This is a genomic window from Hymenobacter yonginensis, assembly GCF_027625995.1.
GTDB lineage: Bacteria > Bacteroidota > Bacteroidia > Cytophagales > Hymenobacteraceae > Hymenobacter > Hymenobacter yonginensis.
In genome coordinates this window covers 3,227,404-3,242,818 of the sequence record NZ_CP115396.1, presented here as the reverse complement: position 1 = coordinate 3,242,818, position 15,415 = coordinate 3,227,404, and the positions used below count along the sequence as shown (strand labels likewise).

Annotated in this window: 11 protein-coding genes; 7 read left to right on the top strand and 4 right to left on the bottom strand. The window is 63.3% G+C overall.

From position 1 onward, the window contains the following. Nucleotides 1–57: 57 nt before the first annotated feature. Entirely contained in the window at nt 58–2,364 is a 2,307-nt protein-coding gene (locus tag O9Z63_RS13910; protein WP_270125887.1) for a TonB-dependent receptor, read from the top strand. Between the two features lie 423 nt (nt 2,365–2,787). Next, nucleotides 2,788–3,651, top strand: coding sequence for a murein L,D-transpeptidase catalytic domain family protein (locus tag O9Z63_RS13905; protein WP_270125886.1), 864 nt, complete (start codon nt 2,788–2,790; stop codon nt 3,649–3,651). A 267-nt stretch (nt 3,652–3,918) separates the two neighbouring features. Here the strand turns inward: O9Z63_RS13905 and O9Z63_RS13900 are convergent, their stop codons facing one another. Continuing rightward, nucleotides 3,919–6,291 carry an alpha-amylase family glycosyl hydrolase gene (locus tag O9Z63_RS13900; RefSeq protein ID WP_270125885.1) on the bottom strand — a complete coding sequence of 791 codons (2,373 nt, stop codon included), beginning with the start codon at nt 6,289–6,291 and terminating at the stop codon, nt 3,919–3,921. A gap of 333 nt (nt 6,292–6,624) precedes the next feature. Here O9Z63_RS13900 and O9Z63_RS13895 point away from each other — a divergent pair, with 333 nt between their 5' ends. Further along, complete coding sequence (locus tag O9Z63_RS13895) at nt 6,625–7,458, top strand: murein L,D-transpeptidase catalytic domain family protein (RefSeq protein ID WP_270125884.1); 834 nt, start codon at nt 6,625–6,627, stop codon at nt 7,456–7,458. Nucleotides 7,459–7,538: 80 nt separating this feature from the next. On the opposite strand, the gene O9Z63_RS13890 is transcribed toward O9Z63_RS13895, so the two are convergent. The 3 genes from O9Z63_RS13890 to O9Z63_RS13880 form a co-directional block, all read right to left on the bottom strand. Then, a complete protein-coding gene (locus O9Z63_RS13890) occupies nt 7,539–8,606 on the bottom strand; it encodes an Ldh family oxidoreductase (RefSeq protein ID WP_270125882.1) in 1,068 nt (355 codons plus the stop codon). Between the two features lie 138 nt (nt 8,607–8,744). Then, nucleotides 8,745–9,701: a Ppx/GppA phosphatase family protein gene (locus tag O9Z63_RS13885; RefSeq protein WP_270125881.1), complete on the bottom strand. Its 957-nt coding sequence runs from the start codon at nt 9,699–9,701 to the stop codon at nt 8,745–8,747. A 169-nt stretch (nt 9,702–9,870) separates the two neighbouring features. Further along, complete coding sequence (locus O9Z63_RS13880; protein ID WP_270125880.1) at nt 9,871–10,755, bottom strand: class I SAM-dependent methyltransferase; 885 nt, start codon at nt 10,753–10,755, stop codon at nt 9,871–9,873. Nucleotides 10,756–11,124: 369 nt separating this feature from the next. Here O9Z63_RS13880 and dapF point away from each other — a divergent pair, with 369 nt between their 5' ends. The 4 genes from dapF (at nt 11,125) to glf (ending at nt 15,264) form a co-directional block, all read left to right on the top strand. Next, nucleotides 11,125–11,928, top strand: coding sequence for a diaminopimelate epimerase (dapF, locus tag O9Z63_RS13875; RefSeq protein ID WP_270125879.1), 804 nt, complete (start codon nt 11,125–11,127; stop codon nt 11,926–11,928). Nucleotides 11,929–12,114: 186 nt separating this feature from the next. Continuing rightward, entirely contained in the window at nt 12,115–12,630 is a 516-nt protein-coding gene (locus O9Z63_RS13870) for a GNAT family N-acetyltransferase (RefSeq protein ID WP_270125878.1), read from the top strand. A gap of 169 nt (nt 12,631–12,799) precedes the next feature. Beyond that, nucleotides 12,800–14,035 carry a glycosyltransferase family 1 protein gene (locus O9Z63_RS13865; protein ID WP_270125877.1) on the top strand — a complete coding sequence of 412 codons (1,236 nt, stop codon included), beginning with the start codon at nt 12,800–12,802 and terminating at the stop codon, nt 14,033–14,035. Between the two features lie 47 nt (nt 14,036–14,082). Then, complete coding sequence (gene glf / locus O9Z63_RS13860) at nt 14,083–15,264, top strand: UDP-galactopyranose mutase (protein ID WP_044016101.1); 1,182 nt, start codon at nt 14,083–14,085, stop codon at nt 15,262–15,264. Nucleotides 15,265–15,415: the final 151 nt, after the last annotated feature.

The following is a 15,415-nucleotide window of genomic DNA, read 5'->3' as shown; positions in this document are numbered from 1 at the left end:
CGACGTGCCTTCTGCCCGCCTCGCGTGCGGTAGAGGTCCCGTCATGGCTGTGGCACTATGCACCTCTACTTTTTACGACTTTACCTGCTTGGGCTGGCGCTGCTGGCCCTGAGCAGCCGCCCGGCGTCCGCGCAATCTAGCGCCCTGGCCACGCTACGCGGCACCATCACCGATTCTCTTTCCGGACAACCACTGCCGGGCACTGGGCTGCAGCTGACTGGCCCGGCCGGCACTACCGGCACTGCTACCGACGCTTTGGGCCACTTCCGGCTCGGTGGACTTGCGGCCGGCACCTACACGCTGCAAGCCACCGGCCTCGGCTACGGCACCCGCCGCCAGACCCTCACGCTGGCTGTCGGCGAAACCCAGACCCTCGCGCTGGCGCTGCCCGCCGTGGCCCTCAATCTGCGCGAAGTCACGGTGGCCCAGCCCCGCGACCCCAACCAGAGCCTGGCCGCCATCACCCGCATCGACCAGGTGCTGCGGCCCGTGAACTCGGCGCAGGATCTGCTGCCGCTGGTGCCGGGCCTGGTGATTGCGCAGCACGCTGGCGGCGGCAAGGCCGAGCAGATTTTCATCCGCGGCTTCGATGTCGACCACGGCACCGATTTCAACGTGAGCATCGACGGGCTGCCGGTGAACATGGTCAGCCATGCCCACGGCCAGGGCTACGCCGACATGCACTTTGTGATACCCGAAACCGTGGACGCGCTACGCGTGTACAAAGGCCCCTACACGGCCCGTTTCGGCGATTTTGCCACGGCCGGCTCCGGCGAGTTCAGCACCAAAACCAGCCTGGAAAGCAGCCTGGCCAAGGTGGAAATCGGGCGGTTTGATACACGCCGGGCGGTGGCGCTGCTGGATCTGCTGCCCGCCGGCAAGCACTTGCTGTCCAACCAGACCGAAAGCGCCTACCTGGCCTCCGAGTACACGTTCACCAACGCCTATTTCGACAGCCCGCAGCACTTTCGGCGCTTCAACGGGCTGGGCAAATACACCGGTATTCTGTCCGACCGCACGTCGTTGATGCTGCTGGGCTCGCACTTCACTTCGCGCTGGGATGCCTCGGGGCAGGTGCCGGAGCGGGCCGTGCGCGACGGCCGGATTTCGCGCTTCGGCTCCATCGACGACACCGAGGGCGGCAGCACCAGCCGCACCAACGCCACGGCCGTGCTCACCACCGCCCTGCCCCACGATGCCGTGCTGCGCCAGCAGGCTTACTTCTCGCGCTACAATTTCAACCTCTACTCCAACTTTACTTTCTTCCTCGAAAACCCCGACCAGGGCGACCAGATCCGGCAAACCGACGGCCGCAACATCTACGGCTACACCGGCACCTACGAGCGCACCGGCCAGCTGGGCCGCCGGGCCCTGCGCTCCACCTTCGGCCTCGGCACCCGCATTGATGATGTGGACGTGGCTCTGCGCAACTCCGTGAAGCGGCAGGTGACCGGCACCATCGTGGCCGGCCGGGTGTTCGAGCAGAACCTGAACGCCTACCTCGACGAGACGCTCACGCTCACCGAGCAACTCACGCTCAACGCCGCCCTTCGGGCCGACTACTTCGTGTTTCGCTACCGCGATGCGCAGGACACCGAAACTTCGGGCCGCGCCACCAAGGCGCGCATCAGCCCCAAGCTGAACCTCTATTACGACCTCACGCCGAACACGCAGCTGTTTGTGCGTTCGGGCCTGGGCTTCCACTCCAACGATGCCCGCGCCGTAGTCGTGAACCGCAACGACTCGCTGCCGGCGCTGCCCCGGGCCATCGGCTACGAGGTGGGCAGCACCTTCAAGCCGCTGCCGGCGCTGGTGGTGAATGCCGCCTTCTGGGCCCTGCACCTGCAGGACGAGCTGGTGTACGTCGGCGACGGCGGCTTCACGGAAAGCGCCGGCCGCACCCGCCGCTTCGGCGCCGACGTGGCTTTGCGCTACCAGCTCAGCCGTATGCTCTTCGCTGATGTGGACCTGAACTATGCCCACGGCCGGCTGGTGGGCGTGCCGAAAGGGGAGAATTACATTCCGCTGGCGCCCAGCTTTACCACCGTGGGCGGCCTCACGCTCAAGCAGCCGCGCGGCCTGAGCGCCAGCCTGCGCTACCGCCACCTCAACACCCGCCCGGCCAACGAGGCCAACACAGTACAGGCGCAGGGCTATTTCCTGCTCGATGCCGTGGCCAGCTACGCCGTGGGCCGCTTCGTGCTTGGGGCTACCGCCGAGAACCTGCTGAACGTGGAGTGGAACCAGGCCCAGTTCGACACCCTGAGCCGCCTGCCCGGCGAGCCCACCGAAGGCGTTTCGGAGCTGCACTACACGCCCGGCACACCGTTTTTCGTGAAAGGCAGCGTGAGCGTGCTGTTTTAGCGCAGGTGTGGGCAGCCCGTTCCGGTGTCGAAAGTGCTGGAGTGGGCACATAATGGCTGCTTTTCTTCCCCATCCCTCAATGTTTTCGCTATGTCTTCCTTCATCAAAACTATAGTTGCTGCCGACGCTGTTTCGGCGGCTTTTTCTTCTTACTCGTCTTGTTCACTGGTGGCGGTTGCTGCACCCAAAGTGCACCTTTTACCTAGCTGGCCGCCCCAGCGGACAGTCCTGGAAATGGAGAGCCATACCCAGGGCCGCCTTCGGGCGCGCTCAGTGCCCTACCGGTCGGGTAAGCGCTGGTAGGTTTGTGTAGACAGCAAAAAGCCTCTTCCGAAACATGGAAGAGGCTTTTTGATGCTTTGAAAGCAGTTTATTTTTCTTCCGTGCTTTCCTCAGCTGCTGGAGTGTGCCTACCTTGCCGCCATGCGTACGGAGCCTGGAATTTGGGGGAAGAAGTGGCGGCAGCTGGCCGTAGCAGCCATCGGGTTGGGGGTGGCCGGCTGCAACGTGTCGGCCTCCGACAGCAACGCTGCCGCGCCGAATGCCAGCCAGCTGGGGCCAGCTCCCACCGATACGGCTACCCCCATAACTACCCCGCTGCCCGATTCGCTGGCCCTCACGCCCGTGGCGCCGCTGCCCGCCCTGCCCGATTCGGTGCGCCAGGCGGTGCAGCTGCTGCACAAGCAACTGGGCCCCGAGGCCGCCGATTTGCGGCCTGAAGTGCTGGAACGCGCCTGTGTCGGCTACCTCGCACTGCGCCAAGAGGGCCGCATCCAGCAGGGCGGCGTGCTGGCCGTAGCCGACATGGATTTGCCTTCTTCGGAAAAGCGCCTGTGGGTGCTGGATCTGCGGCAGGGCCGGGTGCTGTACCGCAGCCACGTCGCGCACGGCCGGGGCTCGGGCAGGCTGCGGGCTCGGCGCTTCTCCAACACCATCAAGTCGGCGTGTACGGCGCTGGGCTTCTACCGCACCCAAGACACCTACGGCGGCAGCCACGGCCTCTCACGCCGCCTGCGCGGCCTCGACAAAGGCCAGAACGACAACGCCCTGCGCCGCTACGTCGTCCTCCACGCCGCCGATTACGTGAGCCGCCAGCATCTGCAGCGCCACGGCCAGGTTGGCTACAGCCGCGGCTGCCCCGCCCTGCCCCCCGACCAGTACCGCGCCATCATCCAGAGCCTGCCCGAAGGTTCCTGCCTACTGCTCGCCGGCCCCGGTCTGGAATCGAAGTGGCTGGATGGCACCGCCGCTGCCGCCCGGCAGCTAGCGGCGCGGGGCTGGCGGTAAGGCACGCCGTGAATGGCGGGCCTTATGCAGGTGCCAGAAGATGTAACGCGAAGTTCCACTTCGCGACACCCGGATAAATTCGCGACGCCCGGCAATTTGCGACACCCGATGAATCCAAATGCTGCTGCTTGACCCTGCTTGCTCTGGCGCTCCGCGAAGTGGAACTTCGCGTTACATCTTCTGGATTCAACGTAAAACCCTACAGCATAAAAAAAAGCGCCTCCGGAATTCCCGGAGGCGCTTTTTTGCAAGTCATTAAGCCTGATTTTACTGCACCGCAACTTTGCGGCTCAGGCCGAGTTCCGGCACGTTCAGCTGGTAGACACCGGCCGGCAACGCCCGCTCGATGCGGAGGCGCTGCTCGGTGGAGCCGGGGTAGAGGCGCACTTTCTGCTCATGCACGAGGCGGCCCATCAGGTCCGTCAGGCGCAGCGTGGCCGTCACGTCCGTCGGCGACTGCAGCACCATGTCGATGCGGTTGGCGGCGGTGGGGTTGGGGTACACCGTCAGGTCGGCGCCGGCCAGCGGGGTGCGGGCGTTGGCCGTGGACAGCACGCCGGTTTCGCGCAGGGCCGTGCTGGTGAGGACGGCCGGAGCGGTGTAGGTGGCCTTGATAAAGGCGCGCTGGGCCGGGTTGGAGGTGGAAGCGTTTTTGGCGCGCAGCGTCAGCCAGCCGGTAGCGGTGGGCGTGTAGGTGCCCGTGAGGGTACCGGTGCCGGTTTTGCTGCTCACGATGGTGCTCGTGCCGCTCACCAGCTCTACCGTGAGGCTGCGGGTGGCATCCGTTGGGAACAGGTTATAGGTGACGGCCTTGCCCGATTCTACGTAGATGCGGCCCGCCGTGCGGTAGGCCGTGGACGAGGCCGGCAGCTGCCCGCCCTGCTTCAAGGACGAGGCGTGCGAGTCGCCTAGGTCGTCGGCCAGCTCCCATTCCTGGGTGGTCGCCATGGCGGCGCGCACGTAGTTGGTGCCAATGCCCACGGGCGCCCACACCGAGTAGCCACGCCGGCCGCCGGTGGCCGTGCCGTTGCAGGGCGGTGTGTTGATGCTCACCGTCTGTGAGCCGCTTACCGTCACGGTAGCGGTGCCGTTGGCGCCGGAGTAGTCCTTGAGCACGGTGCCGGGCGCGAAATCACACGAAACCGTGCTGTTCTGCCAGGTCGAGAAGTTGTCGTTGATGCCGATGATGGCCTTGGTGCTCCGCTCGATGACCAGGTGGTCTTGGGCCTGCCAGCGCACTTTGTAGGCACCGTCCTTGAAACGCAGGTTCTGGTGGCACCAGATCAGGTTTTCGATGTCGGAGCGCTGGGGCAGTTCCACGGTGCTGGTGGGCTGATGCGAGTAGCGCTTGCCCGTGCTGCCGATGTTGAACAAATCCTCGAAGAAAATCTGCGGCGAGCCATCCACGGCCAGCGCGGCGGCATACGCGGCCGAGAGGCGCGGGTCGAACGGGTCGATGTGGGGGGCCAACTCCGAGCCGGTGTTCCAGCCAGTGTAATTGCCGGTGGCGCTTACCTGGGGCCGGAACGTGTCGTGGTTGTTCACAAACGGTACCGTGCGGTGCACGAACTGTCCGTTGATCTGCACCACCCGCGTGCCCTGCTGGTAAGTCGGCAACGAGCCAATATCGAAGTTGCCGCCCCCGCTTACGATGCTGTACAGCGCGTTGCGCAGCGAAAAGTCGAAGGTGCCGGCGCGGTTCTGCACGGCGGCCACCCAGCTGTCCATCTGGCCGCTGCCGCCCACCCATTCGCCCACGGCGTACATGGTGGCGCCGCCATTGGCCCAGCCGGCGTTGCTCTGCATATTGTAGAGGAAATCCTCCATGGCAAACTCCGGAAAGTGCTTCACGGCGTCCAGACGCACGCCATCAAAGCCTTCCTGCTTCTTGTACCACACCAGCCAGTTGCGCTGGTTGGTGCGCATGTAGTCGGTACCCTGCGCGGGGTTGAAGGTGGCGTTGGAGCTCTGGCCGTAAGAGCCACTGTAGTAGCTGATATCGGGCCCAAACAGAATCTGGTTCTGGTCGCCGGAGGTGGAGTTGTTGCCGGGGTTGGGGTTGAAGTTCTGCCAGTTTTTGGGGAAGCGGCCGTTGCGGGCCAGGTAGTTGGCGGCGGTTTCGTCGGTGGCGGGCTTGCTGTAGCTCACGTACCGGAAGTTCTTGTACTTGCTGGTCGAGCCATCTTCCCAGGCGGCCGGATCCTGTCCGCCGCCGCCGGTTTGTGAGCCGGCCCCGTCGTTGTGGTTGAGCACGATGTCCTGCACCACCTCGATGCCGTTGGCGTGCAGCACGGCCACGGCGCGTAGCAGCTCATCCTTGTTGCCGAGGCGGGTGGCGGTGAAGCCTTTCTGGTACTTATCGCCCAGATCGTAGTTGTCGAAGGGCGAGTAGCCGTTGCCCTGGTTGCCATTCTTGATGCTCGGCGGGAGCCACACGGCATCAATGCCCATGGCTTTCAGGCGTGGGGCCAGCAGGGCAATGTAATTAGCCCAGCCGTTGGGGTAGTTGGTGTTCCAGTAGTCCCACCAGTAGCCCTGCAGGACTACTTTTTGGGCTTTGGCGGGTTGGCCGCCCAGCACTAATAAGGCAGCGGCCGCCAGGGTGAGCTTGCGCCACCAGGCATTTGTACAATTGAGCATATGGGTTTGGGGAATTGGTTGGTGATGCGGGTCGGAAGCGGCGAAAATTCGCTCATGCCGGCTTTTTTGGGAAAAGCCGGGCTACAAGATAAATGATAAAATTCCGTTGTCAGGCCCCAGACCAAAATATTGCTGCTGCCGCTGTTGCTACCCTTCTTCCGCGCTCCGCAGTCAACCACAAGGAATTAATCGTGCCAGCGCTATGTTATGCGTATTCCGGTGCCCACAGCGGCGGTGCAGTCATCCGGTCCCGCGCTGTTTGCGTATAAGGATACCGGATGGCTTTTACCAAGTGAAAGGCATCTTTTCTACAACCGAAACTGAAGTGTGTCGATGGAAAATCAGAGTGTAGTTCGTCGTCAGCGGCTGAAGCGCCGGGCCCGCCGGGTGGCGCGCCGGGTACTCCCGTTCGTAGCTGCCCTGTTCATGGCTACTCCGCTGGCTGGCCCGGTAATGGGCAGCGGCAATAAGGTAAAAGCTCAGGGGATGGAAGCGAAGCTGCCATCAGCCAAAAACCTGCAGACCGCTTTCTTCAACCAGCGCCTGCACGACCTGTACCGCGACTTGAATGTGGAAAGCCAGGGTCTGCGCTACAACGTGTTCGAGAAAGCCATGACCGGCTACCTTAACCTGCAGCACAACGGCCAGCTCTCCGACGATAAGCAGCTGCTGACGGTAGTGGATTTCGAGCTGCCTAGCACTGAAAAGCGCCTCTGGGTGCTTGATCTGGAAGCTAAACAGGTGAAATTCCACACGCTGGTAGCGCACGGCCACAACTCCGGCGAAAACATGGCGACCAACTTCTCCAACGAGAACGAGTCGAACATGAGCAGCCTAGGCTTCTACGTGACCGAAGGCGAGTACATCGGCAAGCACGGCCGCAGCCTCAAGCTGCAGGGCCTCGATGAAGGCTACAACACAAACGCCCTGGCCCGCTCCGTGGTCATGCACGGCGCCGACTACGTGAGCGAAGACTTCATCCGGCAATATGGCCGCCTAGGCCGCAGCCTCGGCTGCCCCGCCCTGCCCATGGACCAGAAAGACGAAATCATCGAGGCCGTCAACGGCGGTACCTGCCTGTTCCTCAACGGCCCCGACCAGTCGTACTCTTCGAAATACCTGAACGAAGACGTGGCGATGAACACGCTGCTGTCGGCCAATAGCTAAGTCGTAACGATACCCAACAAAAAGCCCCGCTGACACTGTGTCAGCGGGGCTTTTTGTTGTAGCGTAGCAAACAGCCGACGTTACAGCTTCACGCCAAACTTGGCGCCCACGGTTTCCAGGTCGCGGATGACGGGCTCCAGCAGCGGAATGCCTTCCAGTAGCCGCACGGCCGAGGTTTCGCGCTCCGGGTCGCCGGGGATGAGGACGTGGCGGCCCTCCACGGCCTGGGCCTGGCGGAAGGTGGTAATCCAGTTGTCCATGTGGGCCTTGAACTCGTCGGCGGGACGGAAAGCATCCACGCGCATCGCCCCGAAGAAGTGGCCCAAACCCTGGCCTACGGGGTTGGCCGAGGGCTGCAGGAAGGCCACGAACGGCGGCACCCAGGGCCCGTAGTTAGCCCCGCTCAGCACGGCCGAGAAAATATCGACCACCGCGCCCAGGCCGTAGCCCTTGTGCGAGCCAGTGGCGCCACCCAGCGGCAGCAAGGCCCCGCCGTTCTTCACGGCGTTGGCATCGGTGGAACCCACACCGGCCGCATCCTGGGCCCAGCCTTCGGGAATCGGCAGGTTTTTGCGCTGCGCGATTTCCAGCTTGCCGTTGGCGGCGGTGGTGGTGGCCATGTCCAGCACGAAATCGGGCTGCTCGCCGGCGGGCACGGCCACGGCAATGGGGTTGGTGCCCAGCAGCCGTTCCAGCGAGTAGGTGGGCGCCACCAGCGGCGAGGCGTTGGTCATGGCCACCCCAATCATGTCGTGGGCCAGCGCCAGCATGGCGTGGTAGCCGGCTATGCCGAAGTGGTTGGAGTTCTTCACCGACACCCAGCCGGTGCCCACCTGCCGGGCCTTGTCCATGGCTACCTGCATGGCGCGCGGCCCTACTACCAGCCCCAGGCCCCCGTCGCCGTCCACCACGGCCGTGCTGGGCGTTTCGTAGGTGACGCCTACGCGGGGCGTGGCGTTGATGCGGCCGGCTTCCCAGAGGCGCACGTAGCCGATGAGCCGGGCCACGCCGTGCGAGTCCACCCCGCGCAAATCGGCGGAGAGCAGGGTTTCGGTGGCCAGAGTGGCGTCGGCGTCGGGGCAGCCCATACCGCTGAAAACGGCCTCGGCAAACGTGAAGAGCTGGTTGTAGGAGAGGGTAGTGGTCATTGGCAGAGGGGCGGCCCGTATGGCCCAGGGCGGAAGCCCTGGGCTACGAAGTGGGGCAGATAAGCGTAGTTGGGGAAAAAAACTCACTAGCCCAGGGCTTCATCCCTGGGACGCGTGGTGCATCTGGAACAGCCTGAGCTACGACGCCAGCATTTCAGCCAGCAGGCCTTCCTTGAGGGCGTAGGCCGAGGTGCGCAGGTGCGTGAGGCCGGTCAGCTCCAGCACGTAATCAATCAGCACCACGGCCACCACCAGCATGTCGGCGCGCATGGGCAGGATGCCGGGCAGGGCCTTGCGCTGCTCGTGCGGGAGGCTCAGCAGCTGCTGCTGGCTGCGGTGGAAGCTCTCCAACGGCAGATCTGTGGACGGCGGCAGGTCGGCTTCGGCGCGCAGGCAACCCAGGTGCATGTCGGCCAGGCTGTCGAACGAGCCGGACGCGCCCACCATGCCCACCGGCCGGAACTCGGCCACGGCGGCGGCCAGCGGGGCCAGCACCTGCTGGAAATACGCTTTTTCGGCCGCTACGGCCTCGGGCGGGAATACGCCGCTGGGGTCGGGGAAGAACTTATCGAGCAGACGCTGGGCCCCGATTTCAAAGCTCTGCTTCCAGAAGATTTGGCTTTCATCGGCAATGATGAACTCCACCGAGCCGCCGCCGATGTCCATAATTAGGTGCTTTTCCGGGCCCAGCGGCACGGCCCGGCGCACGCCAGCGCAGATCAGCTCGGCCTCCCGGTCGCCGGCAATGACTTCCACCTGAATGCCGGTCTGCTCGAAGATGTCCTTCACCAGCTCGGGGCCGTTGCTGGTGACGCGCATGGCGCTGGTGGCGGTGGCGCGCACGTCCGTTACCTGGTGCAGCTCCATTTCCTCCTTGAAGCCGGCCAGCGTGTGCAGGGCCCGCGCGTAGGGCTCGGGCGCAATCTGGCCCTTGCTGATGCCACCTTCGCCCAGCCGCACGCCCACCTTGGTGCGCAGCAGCGTAACGGGCTGCGCGTGGCGCGCCTCGGGCAGCTCCACAATCAGCAGGTGGAACGTGTTGGTGCCCATGTCGATAAGGGCCAGCCGGCGGTGCAGAGGATGATGAACGGACATGGACTAGAAGGATGAGGTCATGAAGGAATAGAAGGGTAGGGACCGGTTGCCGATTCAAGCTGGCTTAAACGCGGGCGTGCTGATGTTGGAGCCGGTTGATTACTACACGAGCGAGATTTCTCGCAAGCTCGGAATGACGTTCTGGCTCGCGGCCCCAATCCCGGCTAACTTACGTGGCGAACCGGCAGAATGTGCCCAGCGGCAGCTTGCGAGCGGCGGCATCGTGCAGGTAGATTTCCCCGATTTCGCGCTTGTCGCGCATGTCCGGGAAGATTTCGCCCACCAGATTGTCGAGAATCAATGCCGAGAAGCCCAGCGAGTAGAGGTTGACGAGGAAGAAGTGGTCCTGCGGGTCGAGCAGCTCCTTGCAGAGCTTGAGCATTTCGTTGAGCTCGTCTTCCAGCTGCCATTTTTCGCCGTTGGGGCCGCGGCCGTAGGCGGGCGGGTCGAGGATGAGGCCCTGGTACTTGCTGCCGCGCTTCACCTCGCGCCGCACGTATTTCATGGCGTCTTCCACCAGCCAGCGCACGCCGTCGAGGTTGGAGGCTTCCATGTTGTCACGGGCCCAGAAGTTCACCTGCTTCACCGAGTCGAGGTGCGTGACGTCGGCGCCGGCGGCGCGGGCAGCCAGCGTGGCGGCGCCGGTGTAGGCAAACAGGTTGAGCACGCGCGGTACGGCGGCTTTGCGCTTGCGGGTCTGGTTGTAGATGAACTGCCAGTTGGGGTCCTGCTCCGGAAACAGCCCCACGTGCTTAAACGACGACATGCCCAGCCGAAACCGCAGCTTCAGGCCGTCGGGCCGCTCGTAGCCAATTAGCCACTGCTCGGGCGTACCGGGCTTGATTTTCCACTGTCCACGCTCCTGGCTGCCCTTTTCGCGGGTGAACGTGGCGTTGGCGCGCTGCCACTCCGAAGCCGGCAGGTGCGGGTCCCAGATGGCCTGGGGCTCGGGCCGGGCCAGAATGTGCTGGCCAAAACGCTCCAGTTTCTCGAAGTTGCCGGCGTCAATCAGCTCGTAGTCGGCCCAGGGGCTCGTGGTCAGGAAGGTGTACATGCCCGCAAAGGTACGAAGGGGGTAATGAGGTGATGAAGGGAATCGTGATGAGGTGAATGGTGATGAGGTGATGGGGTGACAGGTGACAGGTGACAGGTAAAGGAAGAACGTCATTCCGAGCTTGCGAGGAATCTCACCAGTATGGAAATCACCAGAAAGCAGTCTCACCGAAAAAGCTCGTCAGGCTCTCCCTCTCCACCGGAGAGGGGGCCGGGGGGGAGGTCAACGTCAGCAGCACGCGAGATTCCTCGCAAGCTCGGAATGACGTTCTTCCTTTACCTGTCACCTGTCACCTGTCACCTGTCACCTGTCACGATTCACCTCATCACCTCATCACGATTCACCCCATCACCTCATTACCTTTGCCCCATGAGCACCACGCTGCACTTCCACAAATACCAGGGCACCGGCAACGACTTCGTGATGCTGGACGACCGCGCCGAGACCTTCGATGCCGCCGACCACGCGCTGGTGCGCCACCTCTGCGACCGGCGCCGCGGCATTGGCGCCGACGGCCTGATTCTGCTGCGCAACCACCCGGAGTACGATTTCGAGATGGTGTATTTCAACGCCGACGGCCACCTGGGCTCGATGTGCGGCAACGGCGGGCGCTGCACCGTGGCCTTTGCCCGGCAGCTGGGCGTCATCGAAACCGAGACCCACTTCCTGGCCGCCGACGGCCCCCACGAGGCCCGCATCGACGCCGACGGCACTGTGCACCTGCGGATGCAGGACGTGGCCGGGCAGCAGCCGCTGGAAGGGCTGGGCGTGTTCCTCGATACCGGCTCGCCGCACGTGGTGCGCCTGCAGGCGGCTGGCACGCTGGCCGAGCTGAACGTGTTTGCCGAAGGCCGCGCCATCCGCTACGGCGAGCTGTTCCATGAGAAAGGCACTAACATCAACTTCGTGGAGGCGCCCGCCGCGCCCGGCCAGCCCTGGCAGGTGCGCACCTACGAGCGGGGCGTGGAAGACGAAACTCTGAGCTGCGGCACCGGCGTCACGGCCGTGGCGCTGGCCGCCTCGCAGCACGGCGCCACCAGCCCCGTGCACCTGCGCACCCCCGGCGGCGACCTGCGCGTAGAGTTCCAAACCCAGCCCGACGGCTCGTTCCAGCACGTCTACCTCATCGGCCCCGCCACACGGGTGTTTGAGGGGAAAATAGATGTAGCATAGGCTTCAGCCTGTGCCGGACCTCACCCCCTAGCCCCCTCTCCAAAAGAGAGGGGAAACTGGTTTTAAAAAACATTCTGTCATTTTCAACCACCCCAACCGTCTCCTTGTAAAAGGAGGCGAGCTAGCTTTAGAAGAAACTATCAGCTAGTTCCCCCTCTCCATCGAAGAGGGGGGGAGGCCCCCGTTATGCTCCGTTCCGACCTCGTATTCCTGCGCCCCCTCGAAGCCGACGACCTCGACTTCCTGTACGCGCTGGAAAACGACCCCGCGGTCTGGAGCGTGTCCGATACGCTGGCGCCCGTGTCGCGCTACACGTTGCGCCAGTACCTCGACAGCGCCGCCGCCGACTTCCACGAGGTGCGGCAGCTGCGGCTGGTGCTGTGCGCCACCGCCACCGGTGCGGCCGTGGGCACCGTGGATATTTTCGGGTTTGAGCCCCTGCACCAGCGCGCTGGGGTGGGCATTGTGGTGCTGGCGGCCCACCGCCGCCAGGGCTACGCGCAGGCCGCTCTGCAGCTGCTGCCGCCTTATGCCCGGCAGGTGCTGCGGCTGCACCAGCTGCACTGCACCATCGCCGCCGACAATACGGCCAGCCTGGCGCTGTTTGCGGCCGCCGGTTTCCATACGGTAGGCACCCGGCAGCAGTGGCTGCGCCGCGCCGATGGCTGGCACGATGCCGTGGAAATGCAGCTTTTGCTCTGAAAGTAGTACGAACTATTGGTTTTAGTTGAACTATGCCAAGTAAGTTAGCGTTAGGTCGACAATATCCTTTTAGAGAATCGGGCGTATAGCCGATAGGGGCCGACAGGCTGTTGAGGCAGAAGCTACCATTAGAAGCCTGTACCCCCGATTACTCATCCCATCTGGACTTATGCCGCTGACCACACCAGCGGAGTCGGAAGTACGTGCTTCTCACTCTGCCGCTACCACTACGCCCACTGCTGCCGTTTCTGCTTTCTATTCCCTGCCCGATTTAGTGTGTTTTGCGCACCTGCACTGGGATTTTGTATGGCAGCGCCCGCAGCACCTGCTCTCGCGCTTTGCCCAGCACGGCCGCGTCTTCTACGTGGAAGAAGCCTTCTATCACGCCGACGACCTCATCGAGCCGCATATGGAGGTGAAGGAGCGCCAGCAGGGCCTGAAGGTGCTGGTGGTGCATCTGCCGCACAAGTTGCGCGCCGATGAAGCTGCCGCCGACCAGGCCCAGTTTGAGGTACTGAGCCGCTATTTCGACGAGCAGGGCGTGGATAAGTACTTGTTCTGGTACTACACGCCAATGGCCCTGGGCAAGTCGCGCTTCTTCAAGCCGCTCCTGACCGTCTACGACTGCATGGACGAGCTGGCCGCCTTCAAGTTTGCGCCGCCGGAGCTGCGCGAGCGGGAGCAGGAGCTGTTCGAGAAGGCCGATCTGGTGTTCACGGGCGGCCACACGCTCTACGAAGCCAAGCGCCAGCAGCACCGCGACGCGCACCCCTTTCCCAGCAGCATCGACAAGGCCCACTTCGGCCAGGCCCGCCAGGCCATGCCCGAGCCCGCCGACCAGGCCGGCATTGCGCACCCGCGCGTTGGCTTCTTTGGCGTGGTGGATGAGCGCCTGGACATTGAATTGCTGGGCCAGCTGGCCGATGCGCACCCCGAGTGGCAGTTTGTCATTATCGGGCCCGTGGTGAAGATTGACCCGGCCACGCTGCCGCGGCAGGCCAACGTGCACTACCTCGGCGGCAAAGACTACCAGGAGCTGCCCGCCTACCTGCAGGGCTGGGACGTAGCCACCCTGCTCTTCGCCGACAACGAAAGCACCAAGTTCATTTCGCCTACCAAAACGCCCGAGTACTTGGCTGCCGGCCGCCCCGTGGTCAGCACGCCCATCCGCGACGTGGTGCGCCCTTATGGCGAGCTGAACCTCGTGCAGATTGCCGACAACGCCGCTGATTTCGGCCAAGCCATCGAAAAGGCCCTGACTCAGACCCAGGACGCCGACTGGCGCCAGCGCACCGACGACTACCTCGCCACCATTTCCTGGGACCAGACCTGGCAGCAGATGCTGGATTTGATGCAGGACCGCCTGTACGCCAAAGTACCCGTTGCCCCGCTCGCTACTACCTGAAAATTCCCTTTCCGAATCCCCCTACCAACCACATCACCCCGTACGCTATGTTTGATTACCTCATTGTTGGGGCCGGTTTTGCCGGCAGCGTGCTGGCCGAGCGGCTGGCCACCCGCTCAAATAAAAAAGTGCTGATTGTAGACAAGCGCAGCCACATTGCCGGCAACGCCTACGACCATTACAACGAAGACGGTATCCTGGTCCACAAATACGGCCCGCATATCTTCCACACCAATTCCAAAGACGTTTTCGAGTACCTGTCGAACTTCACCGACTGGCGCCCCTACGAGCACCGCGTATTGGCTTCCGTGGATGGCCAGATGGTGCCCATGCCCATCAACCTCGACACCATCAACAAGCTCTACGGCCTGTCGCTGAACAGCTTTGAGGTAGAGCAGTTCTTTGAGTCAGTAGCTGAAGACGTGCCCGTAATCCGGACTTCCGAGGACGTGGTAGTGAGCAAAGTGGGCCGCGAGTTGTACGAGAAGTTCTTCAAGAACTACACCCGCAAGCAGTGGGGTATGGACCCCTCGGAGCTGGATAAATCGGTGACGAGCCGAGTGCCTACCCGCACCAACCGCGACGACCGGTACTTCACCGATACCTACCAGGCCATGCCGCTGCACGGCTACACCCGCATGTTCGAGCGGATGCTAGACCACCCGAACATCAAGGTGATGCTCAACACCGACTACCACGACATCATTGACTTCATTCCCTTCAAGGAAATGATTTTCACGGGGCCGGTGGACGAGTATTTCGACTTCAAGTACGGCAAGCTGCCCTACCGCTCGCTGGAGTTCAAGCACGAAACCCTGAACGTGGAGCAGCACCTAGCCGCGCCCGTGGTGAACTACCCCAACGACAACCTGTACACGCGCATCACAGAGTTTAAGGCCCTCACCGGTCAGAAACACCCCAAAACCGCGCTGGTCTACGAGTACCCCAAAGCCGAGGGCGACCCATACTACCCCGTGCCGCGCCTCGAAAACGCCGACCTGTACAACCAGTACAAGAAGCTGGCCGACCAGACCCCGAACGTGCACTTTGTGGGCCGCCTCGCCACTTACAAGTACTACAACATGGACCAGGTAGTGGCCCAGGCTCTCACGCTCTACAAGCGCCTCACGGAGAAGAGCGAAGAAGCCCAGAAGGCCCAGAAACCGGCCATTCTCGGCTCCACGTCCATCATGGAGAAGCTGGTGCCCCGCGACCCGGCCAAGCAGTAGAGCGCCGCTGAAACGGCAGATGGAGCGCAGCGAAGCATGACGTTCTAATCCGGCTGCCGGACCTGACAAGTTCGCCGATCAAACAAACCCCGCACACTCTTTGAGGATGCGGGGTTTGTCGTTTTGGGGTCCGGGGCGGCGCGTTTACGGT

Excerpts from the sequence above, each read along its gene's own strand:
- O9Z63_RS13910 (WP_270125887.1), top strand. The coding sequence starts at position 58 with ATGCACCTCTACTTTTTACGACTTTACCTGCTTGGGCTGGCGCTGCTG.
- O9Z63_RS13905 (WP_270125886.1), top strand. The coding sequence starts at position 2,788 with ATGCGTACGGAGCCTGGAATTTGGGGGAAGAAGTGGCGGCAGCTGGCC.
- O9Z63_RS13900 (WP_270125885.1), bottom strand. The coding sequence starts at position 6,291 with ATGCTCAATTGTACAAATGCCTGGTGGCGCAAGCTCACCCTGGCGGCC.
- O9Z63_RS13895 (WP_270125884.1), top strand. The coding sequence starts at position 6,625 with ATGGAAAATCAGAGTGTAGTTCGTCGTCAGCGGCTGAAGCGCCGGGCC.
- O9Z63_RS13890 (WP_270125882.1), bottom strand. The coding sequence starts at position 8,606 with ATGACCACTACCCTCTCCTACAACCAGCTCTTCACGTTTGCCGAGGCC.
- O9Z63_RS13885 (WP_270125881.1), bottom strand. The coding sequence starts at position 9,701 with ATGTCCGTTCATCATCCTCTGCACCGCCGGCTGGCCCTTATCGACATG.
- O9Z63_RS13880 (WP_270125880.1), bottom strand. The coding sequence starts at position 10,755 with ATGTACACCTTCCTGACCACGAGCCCCTGGGCCGACTACGAGCTGATT.
- dapF (WP_270125879.1), top strand. The coding sequence starts at position 11,125 with ATGAGCACCACGCTGCACTTCCACAAATACCAGGGCACCGGCAACGAC.
- O9Z63_RS13870 (WP_270125878.1), top strand. The coding sequence starts at position 12,115 with ATGCTCCGTTCCGACCTCGTATTCCTGCGCCCCCTCGAAGCCGACGAC.
- O9Z63_RS13865 (WP_270125877.1), top strand. The coding sequence starts at position 12,800 with ATGCCGCTGACCACACCAGCGGAGTCGGAAGTACGTGCTTCTCACTCT.
- glf (WP_044016101.1), top strand. The coding sequence starts at position 14,083 with ATGTTTGATTACCTCATTGTTGGGGCCGGTTTTGCCGGCAGCGTGCTG.